At 65.3% G+C, this 20,861-nt stretch carries 18 protein-coding genes; 4 read left to right on the top strand and 14 right to left on the bottom strand.

The genetic code is table 11. The features are described 5' to 3' along the window. Positions 1-38 precede the first annotated feature (38 nt). Both PKE80_RS13430 and PKE80_RS13425 read left to right on the top strand, forming a co-directional pair. Positions 39-905, top strand: a complete 867-nt coding sequence (locus tag PKE80_RS13430) for a 2-dehydro-3-deoxygalactonokinase (protein WP_271182901.1) — start codon at positions 39-41, stop codon at positions 903-905. Continuing rightward, entirely contained in the window at positions 902-1,537 is a 636-nt protein-coding gene (locus PKE80_RS13425) for a 2-dehydro-3-deoxy-6-phosphogalactonate aldolase (protein ID WP_271182900.1), read from the top strand. The genes PKE80_RS13430 and PKE80_RS13425 overlap by 4 nt, the downstream gene beginning before the upstream one ends. A 7-nt stretch (positions 1,538-1,544) precedes the next feature. Here the strand turns inward: PKE80_RS13425 and PKE80_RS13420 are convergent, their stop codons facing one another. From PKE80_RS13420 to PKE80_RS13410, 3 genes are all read right to left on the bottom strand, one after another. After that, positions 1,545-2,102, bottom strand: coding sequence for a VOC family protein (locus PKE80_RS13420; RefSeq protein WP_036528541.1), 558 nt, complete (start codon positions 2,100-2,102; stop codon positions 1,545-1,547). A 98-nt stretch (positions 2,103-2,200) separates the two neighbouring features. After that, complete coding sequence (locus PKE80_RS13415) at positions 2,201-3,628, bottom strand: S41 family peptidase (RefSeq protein WP_271183151.1); 1,428 nt, start codon at positions 3,626-3,628, stop codon at positions 2,201-2,203. Positions 3,629-3,920: 292 nt separating this feature from the next. After that, a complete protein-coding gene (locus tag PKE80_RS13410) occupies positions 3,921-4,655 on the bottom strand; it encodes an SDR family NAD(P)-dependent oxidoreductase (protein WP_271182899.1) in 735 nt (244 codons plus the stop codon). 157 nt (positions 4,656-4,812) lie between these two features. Between PKE80_RS13410 and PKE80_RS13405 the strand changes: the two genes are divergently transcribed. Beyond that, positions 4,813-5,565, top strand: a complete 753-nt coding sequence (locus PKE80_RS13405) for a TetR/AcrR family transcriptional regulator (RefSeq protein WP_008830241.1) — start codon at positions 4,813-4,815, stop codon at positions 5,563-5,565. 157 nt (positions 5,566-5,722) lie between these two features. Here PKE80_RS13405 and PKE80_RS13400 read toward each other — a convergent pair whose 3' ends face one another. The 11 genes from PKE80_RS13400 to PKE80_RS13350 form a co-directional block, all read right to left on the bottom strand. Further along, complete coding sequence (locus tag PKE80_RS13400; protein ID WP_271182898.1) at positions 5,723-7,075, bottom strand: spinster family MFS transporter; 1,353 nt, start codon at positions 7,073-7,075, stop codon at positions 5,723-5,725. 5 nt (positions 7,076-7,080) lie between these two features. Then, positions 7,081-8,754, bottom strand: a complete 1,674-nt coding sequence (locus tag PKE80_RS13395; RefSeq protein ID WP_271182897.1) for an AMP-binding protein — start codon at positions 8,752-8,754, stop codon at positions 7,081-7,083. A 31-nt stretch (positions 8,755-8,785) separates the two neighbouring features. Next, positions 8,786-11,287, bottom strand: a complete 2,502-nt coding sequence (locus PKE80_RS13390) for a TonB-dependent receptor (RefSeq protein WP_271182896.1) — start codon at positions 11,285-11,287, stop codon at positions 8,786-8,788. A gap of 372 nt (positions 11,288-11,659) precedes the next feature. Next, positions 11,660-12,487 carry a ThuA domain-containing protein gene (locus tag PKE80_RS13385; protein WP_271182895.1) on the bottom strand — a complete coding sequence of 276 codons (828 nt, stop codon included), beginning with the start codon at positions 12,485-12,487 and terminating at the stop codon, positions 11,660-11,662. Then, the gene (locus PKE80_RS13380) at positions 12,484-13,761 is read right to left on the bottom strand and encodes a cytochrome P450 (RefSeq protein WP_271182894.1); all 1,278 of its coding nucleotides are present in this window, start codon (positions 13,759-13,761) and stop codon (positions 12,484-12,486) included. Before PKE80_RS13380 ends, PKE80_RS13385 begins: the two co-directional genes overlap by 4 nt. Positions 13,762-13,989: 228 nt before the next feature. Continuing rightward, a complete protein-coding gene (locus PKE80_RS13375; RefSeq protein WP_271182893.1) occupies positions 13,990-14,598 on the bottom strand; it encodes a TonB-dependent receptor in 609 nt (202 codons plus the stop codon). A gap of 40 nt (positions 14,599-14,638) precedes the next feature. After that, positions 14,639-15,082 carry a TonB-dependent receptor domain-containing protein gene (locus PKE80_RS13370; protein WP_370424768.1) on the bottom strand — a complete coding sequence of 148 codons (444 nt, stop codon included), beginning with the start codon at positions 15,080-15,082 and terminating at the stop codon, positions 14,639-14,641. After that, the gene (locus tag PKE80_RS13365) at positions 15,028-15,369 is read right to left on the bottom strand and encodes a hypothetical protein (RefSeq protein ID WP_271182891.1); all 342 of its coding nucleotides are present in this window, start codon (positions 15,367-15,369) and stop codon (positions 15,028-15,030) included. The genes PKE80_RS13370 and PKE80_RS13365 overlap by 55 nt, the downstream gene beginning before the upstream one ends. Before the next feature lie 535 nt (positions 15,370-15,904). Beyond that, complete coding sequence (locus PKE80_RS13360; protein ID WP_271182890.1) at positions 15,905-17,242, bottom strand: anti-phage deoxyguanosine triphosphatase; 1,338 nt, start codon at positions 17,240-17,242, stop codon at positions 15,905-15,907. 64 nt (positions 17,243-17,306) lie between these two features. Then, complete coding sequence (locus tag PKE80_RS13355) at positions 17,307-17,924, bottom strand: nuclear transport factor 2 family protein (RefSeq protein ID WP_271182889.1); 618 nt, start codon at positions 17,922-17,924, stop codon at positions 17,307-17,309. Then, positions 17,906-18,484 carry a nuclear transport factor 2 family protein gene (locus PKE80_RS13350; RefSeq protein ID WP_271182888.1) on the bottom strand — a complete coding sequence of 193 codons (579 nt, stop codon included), beginning with the start codon at positions 18,482-18,484 and terminating at the stop codon, positions 17,906-17,908. The genes PKE80_RS13355 and PKE80_RS13350 overlap by 19 nt, the downstream gene beginning before the upstream one ends. A 278-nt stretch (positions 18,485-18,762) precedes the next feature. On the opposite strand from PKE80_RS13350, the gene PKE80_RS13345 reads away from it, so the two are divergent. Continuing rightward, complete coding sequence (locus PKE80_RS13345; protein WP_271182887.1) at positions 18,763-20,805, top strand: TonB-dependent receptor; 2,043 nt, start codon at positions 18,763-18,765, stop codon at positions 20,803-20,805. Positions 20,806-20,861 lie beyond the last annotated feature (56 nt).

Here is a 20,861-nt window from a genome sequence, read left to right as displayed (position 1 = left end):
GTGGTTTTGATGCCTTGCGTCCCTTACGCGGACTTCCGGTGAGCGGGCCTTTCATCGCTGTCGATTGGGGTACGACCAATCGTCGTGCCTACGTCATCGACAAGAGCGAGGTCGTCGCCTCGGAGCAGGATGACGGCGGAGTCCTCTCGGTTCCAGCTGGCGGCTTTCCGGCCTCCGTCGCGGACCTGCGCGCGCGGCACGGCGGGTTACCGATGCTGCTCGCGGGCATGGTCGGCTCCAACCGGGGTTGGCATGACGCGGGATACGTCGCCGCGCCTGCCGGGATTGCCGAGCTTGCGGGAAACCTCGTCTCGCCGGTCGAGGGCGTCGACATCGTCCCCGGCGTCTGCCGCGACAGCGGTGGCCGACAGGACGTGATGCGCGGCGAGGAAGTGCAGCTTCTCGGCGCCGTCGCGGCGGGGCTCGCGCCTGCCGATGCGTTGCTGTGCCAGCCCGGAACCCACGCCAAGTGGGCGGTCATGCGGGGCGGCGCGCTGGCCGACTTCACCACCGCCATGACCGGCGAGATGTTCGCCATGCTCAAGGCCCATTCGCTGATCGGCAGCGAGATGACCGGCGAAGTCGATGCCGACGCGGAATTCCGCAAGGGCGTCGAGGCCAGCGCCGACGGTGACCTGCTCGCTGCGCTGTTCGGCGTGCGCGCGGCCTCGGTACTGGGTGCGCGGGCTCCCGGCACGGCGGCGGCCTATGTCAGCGGCCTGCTGCTCGGCACCGACTGCCGTTCCCGCATAGTGCCGGGCCAGACCGTGCATCTCCTTGCCGACGGGCTGCTCGCGCGGCTCTATTCCGCCGCCATTTCAATCGCCGGGGGAGAGGCAGTCGTCGTCGACAGTCACGCTGCCTTCATCGCCGGCATCACCCGCATCCGGGATATGACTCCATGATCGACCTTGCCACCGCGCTTGCGCAGCTTCCCCTCGTCGCGATCCTGCGCGGCATTCGCTCCGACGAAATCGAGGCGGCCGCCGACGTACTGGTGGAGGCGGGCTTCCGCCTGATCGAAGTGCCGCTCAATTCGCCCGATCCGCTCGTCACCATCGAGAAGCTGGCGCGGCGCGTCGGCGACCGGGCGATCGTCGGCGCGGGCACGGTGCTGACGGTCGGGCAGGTCGCCGAGGTGCAGGACGCGGGCGGCGCGATGATCGTCTCGCCCAATACCGACGTCGCCGTGATCGCCGAGAGCGCCCGTCGCGGCCTCGTCTCGCTGCCGGGCTACTTCACGCCGAGCGAGGCGTTCGCGGCACTCGCGGCAGGAGCAAGCGGCCTCAAGCTGTTTCCGGCCGAGGCCGCCAGCCCCGCGGTGGTCAAGGCCCAGCGTGCCGTGCTCCCCAAGGACGTGCCGCTGCTGGCGGTGGGCGGCATCTCGCCGACCAATATGGAGCCCTGGCGCCAGGCGGGCGCCGACGGCTTCGGCCTTGGCTCGGCGCTCTACAAGGTGGGCATGAGCACCGCCGAGATCGCCGCAAACGCCCTGGCCTTCGCACGGGCGTGGGCGGAGATGGAGGGCCGCGCGTAATCCGGGGTCAGGCCGTCTCCAACAGCGGCGCGCGCCGGTAGAACGCGAGGTCCTGCATTTCGTAGGCCGCCGGGGTGTCCGCCGTGCGCGCGTCGTGGAGCCGTTTCCAGTGCGCGAAGAGGCCCATGATGTGCGGCGGGTCGCCGTGGATCTCGGTAAAGCCGCCGTTCAGCGCACGGGTATCGAAGTAGGCCGCGTTGACCTCGTCCGCCCATAGTTCGGTGGCCAGCGGATAGCCCATGTCGATCCAGCGCTGCCGCTCGCCCGCGAAGTCCGAGACTAGGTAGGCGATGTGGTGGAAGCCTTCCTCGCCTTTCGCGAACATGTCGCGGTAGATCGAGGGCTTGTCGTCGTGCTGCTCGATGAACTGGATCATCATGTCGCCGAGGTAGCCGAAGGCATAGGAAACGTCCGCTTCCTCGGTGGTGCCGCGATAGGTGAACTCGTCGCAGTGGTGGTGGCGGACCATGCAGAACGGCCCGGCGCCGAAGGCGTCGGACCACTTCTGCGCGGCCTCGTCGATGCTGTTCACGAACCAGGCCTGCTGGAACAATGCGCGCTTCATGACCTCTCCTCTTTCCCGTGGTGCCGTTGACCGGCAACCGCAGGGTCAAGGAGTCCCCGCCCGGCCGCAACCGGGCAAAAGGGGAGGTCGGGCCAGAACTAGAACAGACCCGGCACCTCGCGCTGCGGGGTGCTGGGCCGCGCCGGGGCGAGGATGTCGCGCTTTTCCGAGGTGTCGGCCGTCACCGCCATGCGCGCCATGCTCTGGCCGACGATCGGCGTGCAGCTCTGCCCGGACAGGAATTGCAGAGCCACGCGGGTCGAATCCTCGCGCGGATCGCCCATGTCGTAGCTGATGTCGTCGTTGCTGGTGCAGGTGCTTTTCATGCGGTCGGCCAGACCGTTGAAGTAGTCGCCTTCGCCCGCGCTGTTCTGCGTCTTGAGTGCCACGATGCGCAGGCGGTCGTCGCATGAGGGCCGGTCGATCGCGATCTGGCCCACCGGCTTGCCGTAGGTATTCGCGCCGATCAGCGCCACGTCGGCATTGAGGTAGGGCAGGAAGGCGTTGATCACCAGCTCGCTCGCCGAGGCGGTGCCGCCCGAGGTGATGAAGGCGATCTTCGTCGGCGCGACTGATTCGGCCTGCGCCGCGAAGTAGGCCGTGGTATTCTCGGCGGATTTTTCCGGCCGGAAGACGGTGTGGGCGAAGACGTCCGACGCGGTGCGGTTCGCGCGCATCAGGTTGCCCATCAGCTCGGCCACCGAGATCAGCCCGCCGCCGTTGTAGCGCAGGTCCACCACCAGCTGCGTCACGCCCGCCGCACGGAAGGCGGCGAAGGCGGTGCGCATCTGCGGCTCGGCGGTGGAGATGAAGGTGCGCAAGTTGAGATAGCCGACCTTGCGCCCGCCCTGGTCGATCACCTTGTAGCCGTAAGTGCTGGACACCGGCTGCAGCGCGAAGTCGCGCTTGGCGACCGTGATGTTGCGCGTTCCGCTGGCGTCGCTGATCTGGAGCACGCGGGTAACGCCCGCCTCGTCCGGGCCGAGCGCATCGGCGACCGCGTTGACGCCGCCTGCCACCCAAAGCGACTGCACGGTCTGCAGGTTGCCCGAACTGGTGCCGATGGCGAGGATTTCCGTGCCGCGCCGCATGCCTGCCGTCGCGCCCGGCCCGGTTTCGAACGCCTCGATCACGAACAGGCGGCGAGCGGCGGAATTGACGCCCAGGCGGACGCCGAGCCCGGCCGAGGAGCCCTGCTCGTAATAGGCGTTCTCTTCCGCGATCGAGGTGCGATAGGTGAAGAAGCGGTCCCAGTTCTGGGCGCGGGCATTGGCGGTCAGCGCATCGATGTAGTCGTCAAGCGTGGTGTAGGCTGCGGGATTGGCGTTCGCGGGCAGGGTCTCGGGGAAGAGATACCATTCGCGCAGCTGCGCTTCTGCCCAGTCCTGCCGTTCGCGCAGCGAGCACCCGGCCACCGGCGTGGGTGTCGAAGTGGGGGCAGGGGTTGGCGTTGGCGTCGGCGTGGAACCGCCTCCGCTCCCGCCGCTTCCGCCGCCGCCACATGAAGTCACCAGCAGAGCCAGCACGCACGCGCATGCCGTCCACGTCTTGTTCGATCGCACCAGTAGTCCCCCGTTTCAATGATGCGGCAGTCGCGGCCGCGTCCCGAAGCGGAATGAGCCGACACCAAACCAGCATCGTCATTGCGAGCGAAGCGAAGCAATCCAGGGCGGCGCAATGTTGCCCTGGATTGCTTCGCTTCGCTCGCAATGACGAACGATGTCGGTCATCACGCCTCTAAAGCATTGTAGAGGCGGTATTACACAAGTGCGTCTTTGGTCAGGTTAAATATTTGTCACGGGATTGTTTTTTGGAGAATTACGGCATGAAGAACCCGCCGTTGACGTCCAGCACCGTCCCCGAGACGAACGCGGCACGTTCGGAGATCAGGTACTCCACGCCCGCGACGATGTCGTCGGTCTCGCCGAGGCGGCCGACGGGGATGTCGTCGGTGTATGTGCCCTTGTCGCCGAAGCCTTCGCTTTGCGGGGTGACGATGCGGCCCGGCGCGATGCAGTTTGCGGTGATGCCGTGGGCGCCGACCTGCCCGGCGAGTACGCGGGTAAAGCCGATCACGCCTGCCTTGGTCGCGCCGTAGTGCGCGCCCGACAGGCGCGAGCGCATGCGGCCGCCTTGCGAGGAGAAGTTGACGATACGGCCCCATCCGCGCGGCTTCATCACCGGCAGCACGGCCCGGCACATCAGGAAAGTGCCGGTGAGATTGACCGCGATCACGCGGTGCCATTCGTCGATATCGGTCTCCTCGACAGGCAGCGAGCGGCCGCCGTGACTGGGACTGATCCCGGCATTGTTGACCAACACGTCGACATGGCCCCACTCGGCGGCGATGCGCCCCACGCAGTCCTCGACGCTGGCCGGGTCGGCCACGTCGCAGCGCAGGGCGAGGCTGCCGGGCAGGGCATCGGCGACGGCATCGAGGCCCTTGACGTCGAGCAGCGCCAGCCGGTGCCCCGTTTGCGCCAGCCTCTCGGCGACGGCGCGGCCTATGCCTTGCGCGGCGCCGGTGACAACGGCGACCCTGGCTTCATTCATGTCATGCTCTCCCGGGAAAATCGCGGGCCTGACCCGCGTGATAGTGGCGATGCTGCACTGCAAGGGCTTGCGCCGGGGGCAGCAAGATGGTCATGATCGGCGCGGCGGGCCATGGGGCCTTGCCGAAGCAGCGCGGCCGGGACAGGAGGGTAACGCCATGCACGACACCATCCGATCCGATCCCAATGACACCGCAGCCAGCGAGACCGGAACTGCGCCGGAGCGCGGGCGTCGCCGCCACGTCACTTCCGCCGCGACGCGGATCAAGATCATCGAGGCCGCCGAGAAGCTCTTCGCCGATCGCGGGATCGACGGCGTCGCCCTGCGCGAGATCGCGGCGGCGGCAGGGCAGGGCAACAATACCGCCGTCCAGTACCACTTCGGCACCAAGGAAGCGCTGGTCTACGCGATCTTCGACTACCGCACCGAGATGTTCGAGCCGCTGCGCGCCGCCATGCTCGACCGCGCCGAGGAAGCGGGGCTGCTCGGCGATGCGCGCACGCTGCTGGAGATCATGTGCCTGCCGCACCTGACGATCAGCGACGAGAACGGGCGGCATCCGTACTCCGCCTTCCTCGCCCAGTACCTCACCCGCACCCGTGCGGAAGGCATTCCGCACCCTTACGACGATCCCGAGGTTCCCGTGCCCGCGCTGCGCCGGGTGCGCCGGCTGATCGTCGAGCGCGTGAACTACGTGCCGCCGGTGGAGCTGCGTTTGCGCGTGGGGCTGTGCAAGCTGATGTTCCTCAACATGCTGATGCGGCGGGACAGCGGCTTTCCGCACTTCGATCAGGGCATCACGCTCGATGCGCTGGTGGACGATACCATGGTGCAGATGACCGTCGCGCTGACCGCGCCTTACAACCATCGTCATGCGCCGCTATTCGCCGACATGATCAAGGCCGACTGACCGGTCGAGCCTGCCTTCCCGATTTCGTCATTGCGAGCGTAGCGAAGCAATCCAGGGCAGTCTTGAGCCGCCCTGGATTGCTTCGCTACGCTCGCAATGACGAAGTGGGGGGAGACGACGAAGGGGGGGATGCGAGAGTGTCGGGGCTCATCCGGTCTTACGCCGCCTCGTCCAGCATCCGGCGATACGTGGGCAGGGCGCGGGCGATGAACACCGTCGATGCCGCCGCCGCGACGGCGCAGGTGATGGCGAGGGAGTCGCCCACGCGGCCCTCGTCGCCGAAGACATGGTCGGTGATGAGCGCGACGAACGTAGGTGCCAGCGCCAGCCCGGCCACGCTGACGACGAAGACGTAGATCGACGAGGCGATGCCGCGCATCCGGTTGGGCGTCACCAACTGCAGCGCGGAGGACGAAAGCGCCTGCGGCAGGCTGTAAAGCACGCTCGCCGCCGTCGCGATGGCAAAGGCGGTCCAGTAATCGGTGGCGGCCATGAGCGCGAGGCTGAGCGGCACCATCGCGACCGAGGCGCCCAGCGCGACCAGAAGCAGGTTGTCGCGCCGTCCCATGCGCTCCACCGCGCGGGCCACCCAGGGGCTGACCAGCACGCTGAGCGATCCGGTGATGAGCACGGCAATGCCGTACTGCACACCCACTTGCGCGGCGGAGACGCCGAACTTGCGGATCAGCACCGTCGGCATCCACGCGGGGAAGGCGTAGAGCGGGATGATGAACAGCGGCATGCCCAGGTAGAAATTGCCGTAGAACCCGCGCCAGCGCCGGAACGTTGCCCAGATTTCTGCCGACGACATCGTCTGTACCTCGGCACTTGCGGTAGAGGCGCGGCGGGCGGGTTCCTTCACGAAGACCAGCAGCAGCGCGATCAGCACGCCGGGCAGGCCCGCGCAGAAGAACACCAGCTGCCACGGCTTCATCGCGCCAAGCAGCGGCACCGCAGACAAGTCCCAGCCTTCCGCGCCCTGCAGCAGCAAGCCGCCGAAGATCAGCGCGAGTCCCCCGCCGAGGTAGGGCCCCATCATGTAGACGCTGAAGGCGCGCGGGATCAGGCGCGGCGGGAAGGCGTCGGCGATGATCGACCATGCGGCCGGGGTCAGGCAGGCTTCCGCCCCGCCGACGCCGAAGCGGGCGAGGAACAGCTGCCAGTAGCTGCGCGCAAGCCCGCAGGCGCTGGTGCCGATACTCCACAAGGCGATGCCGAACATCAGCACGCCCTTGCGACTGCCTACGTCGGCGATGCGTCCGAACACCGGGCTCATGACGACGTAGGCCAATGTGAACGCAAGGCCCTGCAGCAGGCTGAGGCGGGTATCGTCGAGCCCGAACTCGGCCTTGATCGGGCCGACCAGCAGGTTGAGCACCTGCCGGTCGATGAAACTGGCGGTGTAGGCCAGGGTGAGGACGAAGATCAGATACCAGCCCGCCCGCGATCCCCCCTGCGGTTCGGGGGCGGCCTCCGGGTAATCGGCGCCGGCTTCGCGGATGGGCGTCACGACCGTCACTTCGCGAGGCCGGCCGGGTCGATCTTGCGTTCCGGCGTGAAGCCGCGCAGCAGTTCGAATTTCTGGACCTTGGTGGCGCTCATCGGCCAGCTTTCGACGAACCGGACGTAGCGCGGGATCTTGTAGCTGGCGATCCGGCCTGCGCAGTGGCGCGCGACGTCCTCTTCGCTCAAGGCTTCGCCGGGGTTGAGTTCGATGAAGGCGGCGGCGACTTCCATCAAACGCTCGTCCGGCACGCCGACGACTTGCGCCATGCGGATGGCGGGGTGGGTGGCGAGGAAGCTCTCGAGTTCCACTGCCGCCACGTTCTCGCCGCCGATCTTGAGCATGTCCTTGAGGCGCCCTTCATAGACCACGCGCCCCATCGCGCCGATGCGGCCAAGGTCGCCTGTATGGAGCCAGCCCCCGGCGTCGACGGCGGCGGCGGTCGCCTCGGCATCGTCGAAGTAGCCCGCGAAGACGCCGAAGCCGCGCATGCGGATCTCTCCGGGCTCGCCGTCGGGGACGATCCGGTCGTCCGCGCCGAAGATCGCCAGTTCCATGCCTTCGCAGATCGGGCCGGAGGTTTCGAACAGGACGTCGTCGGGGTCGTCGATCTCGCTGTAGCAGGGGACGCCGGTGCCTTCGGTCAGGCCGTAGCTGTTGACGTACTTCGCCCCCGGAAACAGCGTTCCGTAGCGGCGCATCAGATCGACCGGGCCGACCACGTGGTTGATCCGCAGGTCGGACTGGTCGTAGCGGCCGAACTGCGGATGCGTCACCAGCGCCGAGATGATCGTCGGGAAGCCCGCGTACTGCACGGTCGGGCGGCGCTCGATCAGCAGGTCCATCGCCTCGTCGGCGGAGAAGTGCCCCATGCCGATGAAGCAGGCGCCCGTCGCGCGGCATCCGGCCATCGGCAGGATCGTCGACATGTGGAACAGCGGCAGCGGGTCCCAGACCCGGTCCTGCTCCGTCAGCCGGAAACGCCCCGCCATCGCGGCGCCCATCCGGCTGAGCGACCCGTGCGTGAGCATGCAGGCCTTGGGGCGCGAAGTGGTGCCCGAACTGAAGATGATGAGGCCCACGTCGTCAGGCCCGACCGCCGCCGCCCGCTCCATCACGGCGTCGGCGCCGACGCCCTCGGCGGCGGCTTCCAGCATGGCGAGGCCGGGCCAGTTGCCGGGGCGGTCGTCACCCAGTTCGATAACGCCGCGCAGCGCCGGTGCGGCTGCGACCGACAGTTCGCCCCCGCTCCATCCGGCAAGCTCGGGAAAGACCTCCCCCAGCATCGGCCGGTAGTCGCAGTGCCGCCAGGCATGGCCGCCCACGAACAGCAGGCTGATCTGCGACTTGGGGATGACGTAGGCGAGGTCGTCCGCCCGATACCGCGCATTGAGCAGAACCGCGCAGCCGCCCACCATCTCGATCGCATAGTACAGGACCACGTAGTCCCAGCAGTTGGGCGCCAGCACGCCGACGTGGTCCCCCGGCTTCACCCCCAGCCCGACCAGCGACCGCGCCCGCTCGACGACTTGCGCGAAGAGTTCGGCATAAGTCGCCTCCCGCCCGTCGTAGATGAGCGCGGGACGGTCGGCGAACCGGTCGGCGGCACGGGCAAGCGTGCCGCCGACCGTCAGCGCCTGCAGCGCCGAAGAACCGTGAAGATCGAGAAGGTCGGGTTGAGGCAAGGCTGTCTCCGTGAATATGATCGGCCGCCGCTCAGGGCATGCGCCAGGTCAGCTGCAGCGCGATCGTGCGCGGCATGGCGCCGAACCCGGCCTGGTCGGCGATGCGGTTGGCGTTGGTCCCGGTGCCGAGCCCCGAGCCGGAGGCGTCGGTGACGCCGGTGACGACGAAGCGGTTGGTCAGGTTCTTGCCCAGCAGCGCCAGTTCCCAACGCTCGTCGGCGGTGCGGATGTGGATCTGCGCGTCGAGGTTGATGTACGATCCCTGGCGCGACAGCGGCGAGCCGAAGGCCGAGGTCAGGTAGCTGGAACTGTAGCGGCTATCGACCCCGAACCCGGCGGTCAGCCCGTCGCTGATGTCGGTGTCGTACTTCATCCCCAGCGTCGCGGTCCAGCGCGGCGCGGCGAAAGTGGACACGCCGTCGAGGTTCTGGCCCGGCGTGCCCGGCCGCGCCGGAGTCGTGCCGGTCGCGGGCACCGGCGGCACCAGCAGGCCGGGCGTGCAGCCGTTCGCCAGCGACTGGCCGCCGTAGCACGGCGCGATGCCGTCCCCGTAATTCGCCTTGTTGTAGTTGATCGATCCGTTCAGCCCGAACCCGCGAAGACCGCGCGGCGCATAGTCGAACTCCACCTCGACGCCGCGCGTGCGTGCCGAACCGGCGTTGACCGAGTTGTAGCTGAGCGCCGCCGAGTCCAGGTACGTCACCTGAAGATCGGTGTACTTGAAGGTATAGAGGCTGACGTTGAAGCGCAGCTGGCGGTCGAACAGCATCGTCTTGATGCCCGCCTCGAAGCCCTTGCCCTTTTCCGGATCGAAAGTGAAGAAATCCGCCTGCGTCAGCGGCGTCAGGATCGAACTGTTGGAGAAACCGCCCGACTTGTAGGCCGTCTTGTAGGCGCCGTAGACGTTGATGTCCGGCGTCACCTTCCACGCCACCGTCGCTTCGGGCGACCAGTTGGTGAACGTCTGGTTGGCCGCGAGGCGCCGGGTCACGTCGTAGTTGACGCCCGCGAAGCGCGGATTGGCGTAAGGCTGGAAGAACGTGCTGTCCTTGGTCTCGTGGATGTAGCGCACGCCGCCGGTCACCTCGATCTCGGGGATGACCTTCCAGATCAGCTGGCCGTAGCCCGACAGGGTTTCGCCGTCGGTCGTCGATTCCTTGGCATACTGGACGTAGCGATAGCCTTCGGGCGCGGCGCTGTTCTCGGCATTGGCGTTGATGACGACCTGGTCGAAGGTGCGCTTCGTGTTCTGGTAATAGCCACCGACGAGGAAGTTGAGCGGGCCGTCGAACTGCGAAAGCACGCGCAATTCCTGGCTGAACGCCTTCCACCGGCTGACTTCGCCGCCCCAGATGTTGACCGTGGGCGACGACTGGTAATCGATGTCCGCGGTCCAGTGGTTGCGGTTGAAATTGTAGTTGGTGACCGAGGTTACCGCGAGGTCGCCTAGCTGGTAGTCGATGTTGCCGGTGACGCCCCACGAACGATAATCGTTGAAGTTGTGGTCCTTCACCAGCGCGGTCTGGTCCGCGATGTCCTTGGGCAGGTCGTTCATGCGGTTGTAGAAGCCGGGCGTGCAGGCGACGCCGGGCGTCGTCGTGCTGGTGCCGCCGTCGCATGCGAACACGTTGTAGTTCCAGGCGCCGCCGTAAGTCCTGTTCCAGCCGTAGTTGGCCTTGACCGTCGCGGTCAGGTCGTCGGTCGGTTCCCAGCGCAAGGTGCCGCGCACGAGCACGTCGCGTTCGCGCGGGCCGCTCTTGCTGGGCAGGGCGGTATGCGCGGTGTTGGGGGCCACCGTGGTCGCGGTCGGCGTGTCGCGGGTGTTGTAGGTGATCGGCCCGGCGCGGTTGTCGAACAGAGACCCGAAGTCCTTCGATCCGCGTACGGCAAGGCGGAAGCCCGCCGTATCGCCGATCGGGCCGGAGACGAAGCCTTCGGCGTAGACCTTCTGCGCGTTGAATTCGTAGCCGGTGCGCATCTGCGCGGTGAAGTGGTCTGTCGGGTTGGCGGTGGTGATCGAGATCACGCCCGCCGTCGCGTTCTTGCCGAAGAACAGCGATTGGGGGCCTTTGAGGATTTCCATCGAGGCAAGGTCGAAGAACCCCTCGTTGATGGTGCGGCCCTGGCCGTAATAGACGCCGTCGACGATGACCGCGACCGACTGCTCGACGCCGATCGACAGCGAGTTGGAGCCGATGCCGCGCAAGGTCAGCTGCGCGCCCGATCCGGAGACGTTACGGCCGATCACCAGCTGCGGCGTCGCGGCGGCGATGCGTTCCAGGCTGGTGAGGTCGCGGCGGGCGATGTCCTGCGCCGAGATGACGGTGACGGCGACCGGTACGTCCTGCGCCGATTCCGCACGGCGGCGGGCGGTGACGACGATATCGTTGGCGCTGAAAGCCGGAGCGTCGCTTTGCTGCGGCGGCGCTGCGTCCTGCGCGAGCGCGGTGGTCGCACCGGACGTGACGGACAGAAATGCGGTGCCCGCGAGCAGCAGGGCACGGCACGACCTATGGTTCGTTGCTTCGATCATTTCAGGTTCCCCTCGACCAGCTTGTTTTTGCGTTTGCGCTTGGTTCGAGCCGCGATTGTGTCGTTAAATTTGGTGCGGCGGACTTAACTTATTGCGGTTTAAAATTAAGGCAACTGCCTTTTTAAATCGGGCCGATTTTGCGGATGCAGAGGGTGTTTGCGGCCATGTCAGGTCGCCTGAAGGCGCGCCCTGGCGGTGGTGTGACGCGCTTGAGTGCTGCTGGGTGCCGTTGAGTGCCGTTGAGTGCCTCCTCCCAAACCGTCGTCATTGCGAGCATAGCGAAGCAATCCAGAGCCTTTCTGCGCCGCTCTGGATTGCTTCGCTACGCGCGCAATGACGAGGTGGTCTTTTCGATTCGAAGGTGATTCGGGACTACGACCGGCGCGCCCATTCACGGGCCTGATCGCTCGCTACCCACCGCACCGCATTGCCCACCAACTGCCGGTAATATGGGCACTCGTAAGTCTGCGTGCTGTCGCCCGGCTGGATGTAGACGAGCGGGCTGTTACCTGCCGGTTTCGCCCACGCCAGCAGTGGGTTGAGCCGGTCGGGGTGCCAGGGCTCACCTTCGCCAGCGCCAAGCCGCTGCACCGCGCGGCGGGCCGAATGGAACCGTTCGGGCGCCACTTCGTCATCAAGACAGAGCAGGGGATGGATGGCCGGATCGTCGAAGACCTGCTGAAGATACAGTTCGTCGACAAGGTCGATCCGCTCGGGGAGCCCGGCCGTGACCGGGTGCCCCGGATCGGCGATTTTCGCGGTGTAGGCCATGTCTCCAATGTAGCCGGAGTCGGGTCGCGGTGCCCCGTCGATCACGGCGTCGCGATAAAGGAACTGCCCGCCGATCGCCTCGGCATAGCGCGGCCATGCGGGCCATCCGGCGATGGCGTGATGGAGCATGACCATCCCTTTACCTTCGGCCATAAGTCCCTCGAAACCCTCTGTAAAATACGCAGGAGGTTCGATGAATCCCGGCCGCTCCGCCGCAGGGGCGCGAAAGTCCAGTCCCGGCATGTCGTAGAACAGCAGCGCGTCGTAGTGCCGCATCTGCGCGGGGTTGAGCAGGACAGCGGCGGCAGGCTGATCGACGAAAGTCGGCTCGCAGCCGATGGCGCGGAGCATGGCCTCCAGACCATCGCGCGAGAAGGCGTGGCCCTTCACGACGACGAACAGTTCGATGCGGTCCTGCTTGTCGGTCATGGGCGGACGCGGAAGCGGATCGGCAGTTCCCGCAGGGGCAGGGTCAGGAAGTTCGCCCGGTGGATCGGCTCGGTTAGCGGGCGGGCCAGTTCGATGTCGTCGAGCCGTTCGAGGATGGCGGTGACGCCGATGGCGATCTCCTGCCGCGCCAGCACGGCGCCGACGCAGAAGTGCGTGCCCGCGCCGAACGCCAGGTGGGTTCCGGCGTTGCTGCGCTCCATATCGAACATGTGCGGGCAGGCGAACTTGGCGGCATCGCGGTTGGCGGCGCCGTAGCGGACGATCACCACCGAGTCCTTCGGGATCACCGTGCCGCTCAGTTCCACGTCACGCGTGGTGCGGCGGCGCAGGCCCTGCGTGGGGCTCTCGAAGCGGATGACTTCCTCGACGAAGTTCTTGATCCGCTTGGGATCTTCGCGCAGCCGCGCCATCTGGTCGGGGTGGTTGAGCAATTGCATCATGGCGTGCCCGATGGCAGTCATCGTCGATTCGAAACCGCCGCCGATGAGCTGGCTCATCACGCTCTGCAGCTCCGCCATCGACAACGGCTCCTCGGTATCCGCATGGGCGGTGGCGAGCGCGGAAATCCAGTCCCCGGTTGGCCGCGCCCGGCGCTCCTCGAACAGCGCGGCAAGGTGGTGCTGCGCCTCCAGTTCGATGTCGGCGTTGCGCAGCAATTGCTCCTCGCTCATCACGTAGGATGCCGGGGCGAGCATGGCGTCGGCCCATGTCTTGAAGGTCGCAACCTGGTCCGACGGAAGGCCCATCTCCTCGGCAAGGATCGTGCCGGGCAGCAGCATCGCGTATTCGCTGATGAATTCGCACTCCCCCCGCGCAGTAAAAGTATCGATAAGGCGGTGGGCGACGTCCTCGATATGCGGCGTCATCTCCCGCACGCGCCCGACGGTGAACACGCGGTCCACCAGCTTGCGGTAGCGACCATGATCCGGCGCATCGGTGCGTTGCAGGGTGGAAATATGCGGCCAGCCCTTGCTCTCCATATAGGCGCGCAGCTTTTCGGCATTCTCCGGTCCTTGCAACGAAGCGCGGTCCACCTTGTTGGAAAACGTCACCGGATCGGTCAACACGGCCCGCAGATCGGCATAGCGCGAGACGATGTAGAACCCCGTCTCCGGCATCCGATAAATCCCGGGCGCGTCCTGCATCGCCTCGTACATCGCAAACGGATCGCTCTGCGTCATCGGATCAAGCAGGCTGAATCCCTCAAGCCGCTCCGCCGCGCCAAGATCGGCCATCAGAATCTCTCCAGTCATGGTTTTTCTAATGTTGGATCATATGACTTAAAAAATAAAGGACTAAAGATCGAGGAGAGATTCCGTGCATTGTCGGGCCAACGATGATGCCGATATTCCTCTCATAGCGTCCACATACAAAGGGCCGGCCATCCAAACGGAAGCCCGGCAAGAACCGCCGAGTGGGTCGAAAGATAGGCGTAGCTCTGCTCGATCGTCCAGTTGTCGGCGGCGCTGGTGTAGGCTTTGTTATTGAACAGATTCGTCAAAAATGCCTGGATCGAGGCAATGCCCAATCGAACCTACCGCGTACGTTGACCTTGTTGCATCGCTGGTCGTTGCGAGATTGGCTTGATTAGAATAGAAATCCGACTTGTAATTCCAGTCCGCTCGCGCGAACCAAGTCATGTCATCCTGACCCTTCACGTTGCCGCCAAATTGAACACCAAGATTCGCTGAGTATTTCGAGGTATTGGGCATTTCGTTCCCGCTGTATTCGGCGAATCCGGAAAGTGCAGTGATTGTTGAGCTGACGAAATCGCGAATGTTGGTGACGTTGATGGCAGCGCCACCGTCGATGCTGTCGATGCTTATGAGTTTTACCGGACGCCAAGCGAATTGCCCTCCCACACCGTAGAGGTTGACGGAGCCCAAGTTGGAATAGCCGCTCACGAAGGAAACGTACCCGATGCCGTTCGTGCAAGTGCCATTAGGCAGGGTCAGGAGGATCGAGTTGATCTGCTTGCGCCACTGCGCATAGTACGCGGCGATCGAGTAGGTCATGCTGCCGTCGAACAGCCGGCCCTTGGCTCCGACTTCGTAGTTTGCCATCTTCTCGGGATCGACGGTCAGCGTCATGCCCGCATCGGCCGCGGCTTGCTGGATGGCGGCCGACTGGCTAAGGATTCCGGGAGAACTGGGCCGGATTAATGCCCTTCGCCCACGATGCATAAAGCATCAGCTCCGGCGAGACCTGATAGTTCAGGATCATACGCGGGGTGAAGTTCCTGAACGTCTCGTTCGCCAACAGCATACCCGGAGCATAAGTGCCGGCCGGAACGAACACGTCGGCGGGAACGGTAAGGCCCGAAGAGGACACATAGGAAGCGAGTTCGTCGACCTGGTAACGGCCTTCCGCGCTCAGCGCGAGGCCGTCGGTGAAGTCGCAAAAGTAGGCGCCCGTGGTCTTGCTCTGTTCCTTGCCGCCCTTGGAATAGATCGATGCCAAAGCCGTGGAGAGGCCGCTGCCGAGCCCCGAGTAGGTACGCGCATAAAGATAACTGGTACCTATGACACCGCGCAGCTTGCCGAATCGAAGTTGAGGCGCCCTTTGGCGGACCAATCCCTGTTGTCACGTTCGATCACATAGGGAAAATCGAAGTAGCCCGATGGCGAGTAGGCGGAAGTTAGCATGGAAGTGTCGAAGCGGTCGAGATCGATCAGCGTGGAAAACTTTTCCCGGTTGAAGCCGCCGAGCACCGAAATCGAAAATCGGTCGTTCAACTCGCAGTCGAGCGTGCCGTGTGCGTGTCCGGTGTGCCGCAGTAAGCCATAGTGGTCGACCGTATTTTCCGGCGACACGACCCGATTGGTGTCCATTGCCAGTAGATTTCGGATATTCTCGGTCATTTCGGTATTGGCGGAGACGCCGTTACTGCAGCGGGGCAGCATGCCGCAGATGAACGGGTTGCCGTTGACGGTACAGTTGGCTTGGCTGGCGTAGACTACATTGCCGCTGGGATCGACAATGTTCTGGGCGCTGATGCGCGTCTGCGCGGAGGTGGGGCGTCCTCGCCCCGCGCGATCATGCCGAAGAGCTTGACGGTGAGCTTGTCGGAGGGCTTGGCGACCACCAGCAAGGTTCCGGTGGTGGAGGCTGATCCCCAGGGTCTCACCGGCGGCGTCGTTCTTCCACGACCCATTCTTGCTGAACTTTTCGACGGTAGCCCGGAAGGTCAGGGCATCGCCGATGATCGGGCCTGCCGCGCCTGGTCGAAGTTCCGATCGTTCCCCTGTCGTTGCGGCGCTATGACAGGCTGTAACTCGAAAAGGCGCAGGAGGAGCACCGTGAACTCGTTCAGGCGCTCGAGATCAGCGACGCAGCCTGGGCTCAGGCAATCATGACGACGCACATCCATCGGTCGCGCCGCGTCTTCTTCGATGGTTAGAGACGGTCGAAGACCGAACCCATGCGGGGGCTGAACAGCCGCTCGTAAGTCTTGAGCAGGTGCGTATCGGTCATCGCCGCGACTTGATCGCAGATCACGCGAAGATCGCCGTCCGACGCATTCAGGCGGTCGAGTGCATCACGCTGCAGCAGGCGGCGCGGGTCGGCGGCAAGCGCCTCGAACACGGCGACGACCATGGCTTGGCCTTTGAACTCGAGTTGCTGGACCTCGGGGCTGGTGATGACCTCGCGCACCACGAAGTCCTGCAGGGCGTCGAGGAATTCGCGGCGCGGCCCCTTGAGCGCGACGCGCCAGCGCAGGAGCGGCTCGCGAAACCCCTTGACCTCGACATATCGCGCGCCGGTCAGGAAATGGTGGACGAGGCGGCTGATGTAACGCTTGCGCGTGTTGGCGTCGCCAAACAGGTCGTCGACCATCCGCGAGAAGACGTCGTTCTCGCTCTCGCCGGGGTACTTTTCCTTCAGCGCATCGAGAAAGGAGGCGCACTTGCCGTTGATCGCGGCGGCAAATGCATCCTTGGACATCAGTCCGATCGAGATCGCGTCCTCAAGGTCATGGACGCCGTAGGCGATGTCGTCCGCCACGTCCATGATGGTGCAGTCCAGCGACTTGTGGAGCGTGCGCGCGTGCTTGCCCTCGGGGCGTTCCAGCGCCTGGAACCGGTCGCGATCGGAGGCGGAGACGGATGCGAGGATCCAGTCGACGACGTCCTGCTCGCTGTCGAAATGGCATTTGGGCGGCTTGCACGAACGCGCGTCGAGCACCCGGATCGTCGAGGTACCGGCATGGAGCGACGGCACGAGCGCCGGGTTGCGGGCAACCGACCAGGCCACCGGATACTTGAGCACGCCCAGCATCGTGCGACGGCAGAGATTGGCTCCGGCGCCGGCCGAAAAAGATTCGAGGCGAGCAAGGATGCGCAGCGTCTGTCCGTTGCCCTCGAACCCACCGGCATCGCGCATGCAATAGTTGAGGGCCACTTCGCCGCCATGGCCGAACGGGGGGTGTCCGAAGTCATGCGTGCAGCCGATCGCGTGGATCAGGCTGTGATCCGGCAGCAGCGCGGTGGCGGTGTGATCGGGGAACGACTTGGCCAGTTGCCGGGCAAGCCCTCCGGCGATCTGCGCGACTTCCAGCGAGTGAGTCAGGCGGGTGCGATAGAAATCGCTGTCCCCGAGGTTCAGAATCTGCGTCTTGCCCTGAAGGCGCCGGAAGGATGCGGAGTGGATGACCCGCGCATAATCGATGTCGCCATCCTCGCGGGCGTCCTCGGCCTGCGGGTTCCAGTTTTCGCGTCGGGCGTGCCAGCTCATGCGACCGGCTATTCCAGTTGCAGCCGGGCTCGGCAAGGGCGGGGCCATCGATGGAACGGGATAATCAGTCCGTCACGAAGCGGCTATTGGCATATACCGGGTCGCCGCTCCCCCATTCGCCGATGGGGCGCAGGTCGGCATGCATTCCTTCGTTGCGGATTTCGTTCGAGGGCCGGGAATCGTTCCAGTCCGTGACGACCTGCCGACGCAGGATGCGCCACTCTCCCTCGCGGCGTTCGAGGCGATCGAGATAGCGCCCGGCCATCACGAACATCTCGTTGCCCTGATCCAGCCCGCTTCCGGCCAGCTGCCCAAAGTAGCGGCTCCCGAGCAGGGCCTCGACTATCCCGGCCCGAACCCGGCAGGCGGAATAGAGGTAGCTTTCCGCGACAGCGAAATCGCCCGAAACCTCTATGTGGATGTTGAGCAGGCAATGCGTGCCCATGGCGAAGTATTGCGTGATCTCGCCGATGATGAAGGGCACGAATTCGCTGGCGCGGCCGACATAGATGCCGTGGATGTCCTCGCCATCGGGCCAGTACACGGTCTCCATTACGGCGAGGTCGGCGCGGTCGAGGGCGCGGCAATAGCGCGTCAGCACGGCTTCCACGTCGCGCACCGCGACCAGTTCGGCAAGCCGTTCGCGCGCGGAGAGGGCGGGGATCACGGCCGGTTGGCCCACACCGGATCGCCGAGGCCACGTTCGCCAAGCGGGCGCAGGGTGGCGAACATGCCCTGATCGAGAATCTCGTTCGAGGGGTGGTTGTCGTTCCAGTCCATCACGACCTTGCGGTGCAGGATGCGCCATTCTCCCGCGCGCCGCTCGAACTGGTCGAGATAGCGCCCACCGAAGTAGAAGGTGTGGTGCGCCGGATCGAGACCTTGCCCCGCGAACATTCGCATGTAGCGCGAACCGAAGATTTCCTGCGCCTTGCTTTCCCGTACCTTGTGATAGGCGAAGAGATAGGTTTCGGTCGCGGCGCGGTCACCCGCGATCTCCATGTGCACGTTCATGAGGCCGTGCATGGTGACCTCGAACCACTCCTGGATTTCGCGCACGATGAAGTCCGCGAAGTCGGCCGCATTGCCGTCGAAGACGCCGTGGCTGTCGGTGCCGTCGGGCCAATAGACGCTGCGCATGAGGTCCACGTCGCAGCGGTCCAGTGCGCGGGAATAGCGGGTGAGAACGGCATAAATGTCGCGTCGCGCGACAAGATTCTCGATCTCGGCATCGGTGACCATAGGGCCTCTCCTATAGCGGTCGGCAGCATGCTTTGGACGCCGATCCATGTGGTCGAGGATAGGGCTTCGATAAAATAAAACAATCGTGATTGGTTATATAATTGCATGGCCGGCAACCAAGGCCCGGCGGAATGTAAGCCCGATCTTAACCATAGATTATGGAATATCGCCTAGTCGCGCCTCTGGATGGGAGGCCGCTTGTGCGTGTCTCGGGACTCAGGGGGAAGATTTCTATGGTTCGTATGGTCAGTCACGTTGCGCTGGTCTGTGCGGCTGTCATGAGCACGCCGGTCATGGCGCAGGAGCAGGCTCCCGGTGCGGCGGATGCCGATGGCGACATCATCGTCACCGCCCGCAAGCGCGAGGAACGCGCGGTCGATGTGCCGATCGCGGTCACCGCGGTCAGCGGCGCGGCGCTGGAAAAGCGCGGTGCGGCGAACCTGGCGGATTTCTTGCAGGAAGCGCCCGGCGTGGGCATCTATGACGGCGGCTCGGCGCTCGGCACGAAGATCACCATCCGCGGCATCTCGACCTCGCTGGGTGCCAACGAGAACGGATACTACCTCGACGACCTGCCGTTCACCGGCGTCACCGTGCCGCTCAGCCCGGACGTGCGCGCCTGGGATCTCGACCGCGTCGAAATCCTGCGCGGGCCGCAGGGGACGCTGTTTGGCGAGGGTTCGATGGGCGGCACCGTGCGCATCCTGACGCGCGGCGCTGACCTCGACCAGTGGGAAGCCAAGGGTCTGGGTATGGTCTCGGACACGCGCGGAGGCGGCACCAACGGGGGGGCTAAGGGTGCCTTCAATGCACCTATCGTGCCCGGAGTGCTCGCCGTTCGCGTCGCAGGCACCCATGAACGCTACCAGGGCTGGGTGGACAACAGCAGCACCGGCGCAACCAACGTCAACGACCAGACTTACGACACCTTCCGTGCGAGGCTGCGCTTCGATCCCGTCGACCGCTTGTCGATCACCGGCAGCTACTGGTGGTCGAAGTCGGACTTCCCGGCGGGCGGATCTAGCGCGCGCGACGACGATCAGCAGACGCGCGGCACGGTGCCCTACAGCAAGAGCCGGATGGAGCTTTACGGCGCCACCGCCCGCTATGATCTCGGCGGGGCGGAGCTGTTCTACAGCTACACCCACAGCGATTTCGGGGTGCCGCAGAGCGGCATGTCCTCGATCGGCAGCATCGAGACGAACATCGACATCGCACTCGACGCTCACGAACTGCGCCTGGCTTCGACCGGCGACGGCCCGCTCAAGTGGACCGTGGGCGCCTATGCGCGCGATTCCCAGCGCAACGATACCGTCAAGTTCCCCGCGCGCGGCATCGACAACGATGCCCAGATCAACTCGCGCGCCCGCGCCCTCTTCGGCGAGGCGACTTATACGCTGCCCGGCATGCCCGTCGACCTGACCGCTGGCCTGCGCTACTTCGAGGACCGACTGCGCGGCTTCGAGGCGAATTCCGGCGTCGTTACCGACCAGCCGGGTGACACCTACAAGTCGTGGAACCCGCGCTTCTCCGTGGCATGGCACCCGGTGGAGAACACCACGATCTATGCCAGCGCCGCCAAGGGCTTCCGCTCGGGCCAGTTGCAGCCGACGGTGCCGCTGATCCTCGGTCCGATCTACGGCGTCGAACTGCCCGCGGCACTGAGCCAGGATTCGATCTGGACCTATGAAGTGGGCGCAAAGGCCGAGCTGTGGGAGCGCAAGCTCTCGATTGAGGCTGCGGTATTCTACAGCGACTGGAAGGACGTGGCGGTCCGCATCCCGATCCCGGGAACGTCCTTCAACGGACTGGTCAATTCCAACGGCACCCACACCAAGGGTGCCGAACTGAGCCTCGTCGCGCAGCCGGTGCAGGGCCTGACGCTCTCGGCGGGCGGTGCTTACGTCGATGCCGAGTACACCGATGCCGTCTCCGGCACCGCCATCGTCAAGGGCTCGGCCGTGGACGACGTCGCGAAGTTCACCGCCAACGCCTCGATTGACTACGCAGCCGCGATCACCGACACTGTGCAGGCGTTCGGCCGGGTGGGCTGGCAGCACAGCTCGCCGCGCCGCAATTCGTCCTACGCCGCGTTCCTGCCGGGCGACACCATCGACCGCGTGGATGCGCGGATCGGGGTCGAGTTCGCGCAGCTGACCATCGCCCTGTTCGCCGACAACCTCACCGACGAGAACGGCGCTACCAGTTTCCGCCAAGTGCAGCAGATCGGGCCCACGAGCTTCGACATCACCTCCAACCGCCTGCGTCCGCGCACGCTGGGCGTGGAAGCCAGCTTCCGCTTCGGCGGCCCGGCGCGCTGACCCCTACCCGCCCCGCCACGAGTCCATCGCGGCGGGGCACTCTTGCGATGCGCGAA

Source organism: Novosphingobium resinovorum (genome assembly GCF_027922145.1).
In the GTDB taxonomy this organism is placed as follows: domain Bacteria; phylum Pseudomonadota; class Alphaproteobacteria; order Sphingomonadales; family Sphingomonadaceae; genus Novosphingobium; species Novosphingobium resinovorum.
The sequence above is the reverse complement of the archived record's forward strand: the minus strand, read 5'-3'. Positions and strand labels throughout refer to the sequence as shown.

Excerpts from the sequence above, each read along its gene's own strand:
- PKE80_RS13425 (WP_271182900.1), top strand. The coding sequence starts at position 902 with ATGATCGACCTTGCCACCGCGCTTGCGCAGCTTCCCCTCGTCGCGATC.
- PKE80_RS13390 (WP_271182896.1), bottom strand. The coding sequence starts at position 11,287 with ATGATCGAAGCAACGAACCATAGGTCGTGCCGTGCCCTGCTGCTCGCG.
- PKE80_RS13405 (WP_008830241.1), top strand. The coding sequence starts at position 4,813 with ATGCACGACACCATCCGATCCGATCCCAATGACACCGCAGCCAGCGAG.
- PKE80_RS13360 (WP_271182890.1), bottom strand. The coding sequence starts at position 17,242 with ATGAGCTGGCACGCCCGACGCGAAAACTGGAACCCGCAGGCCGAGGAC.
- PKE80_RS13350 (WP_271182888.1), bottom strand. The coding sequence starts at position 18,484 with ATGGTCACCGATGCCGAGATCGAGAATCTTGTCGCGCGACGCGACATT.
- PKE80_RS13420 (WP_036528541.1), bottom strand. The coding sequence starts at position 2,102 with ATGAAGCGCGCATTGTTCCAGCAGGCCTGGTTCGTGAACAGCATCGAC.
- PKE80_RS13365 (WP_271182891.1), bottom strand. The coding sequence starts at position 15,369 with ATGACCGAGAATATCCGAAATCTACTGGCAATGGACACCAATCGGGTC.
- PKE80_RS13380 (WP_271182894.1), bottom strand. The coding sequence starts at position 13,761 with ATGACTGGAGAGATTCTGATGGCCGATCTTGGCGCGGCGGAGCGGCTT.
- PKE80_RS13345 (WP_271182887.1), top strand. The coding sequence starts at position 18,763 with ATGAGCACGCCGGTCATGGCGCAGGAGCAGGCTCCCGGTGCGGCGGAT.
- PKE80_RS13410 (WP_271182899.1), bottom strand. The coding sequence starts at position 4,655 with ATGAATGAAGCCAGGGTCGCCGTTGTCACCGGCGCCGCGCAAGGCATA.
- PKE80_RS13385 (WP_271182895.1), bottom strand. The coding sequence starts at position 12,487 with ATGACCGACAAGCAGGACCGCATCGAACTGTTCGTCGTCGTGAAGGGC.
- PKE80_RS13375 (WP_271182893.1), bottom strand. The coding sequence starts at position 14,598 with ATGACGCTGACCGTCGATCCCGAGAAGATGGCAAACTACGAAGTCGGA.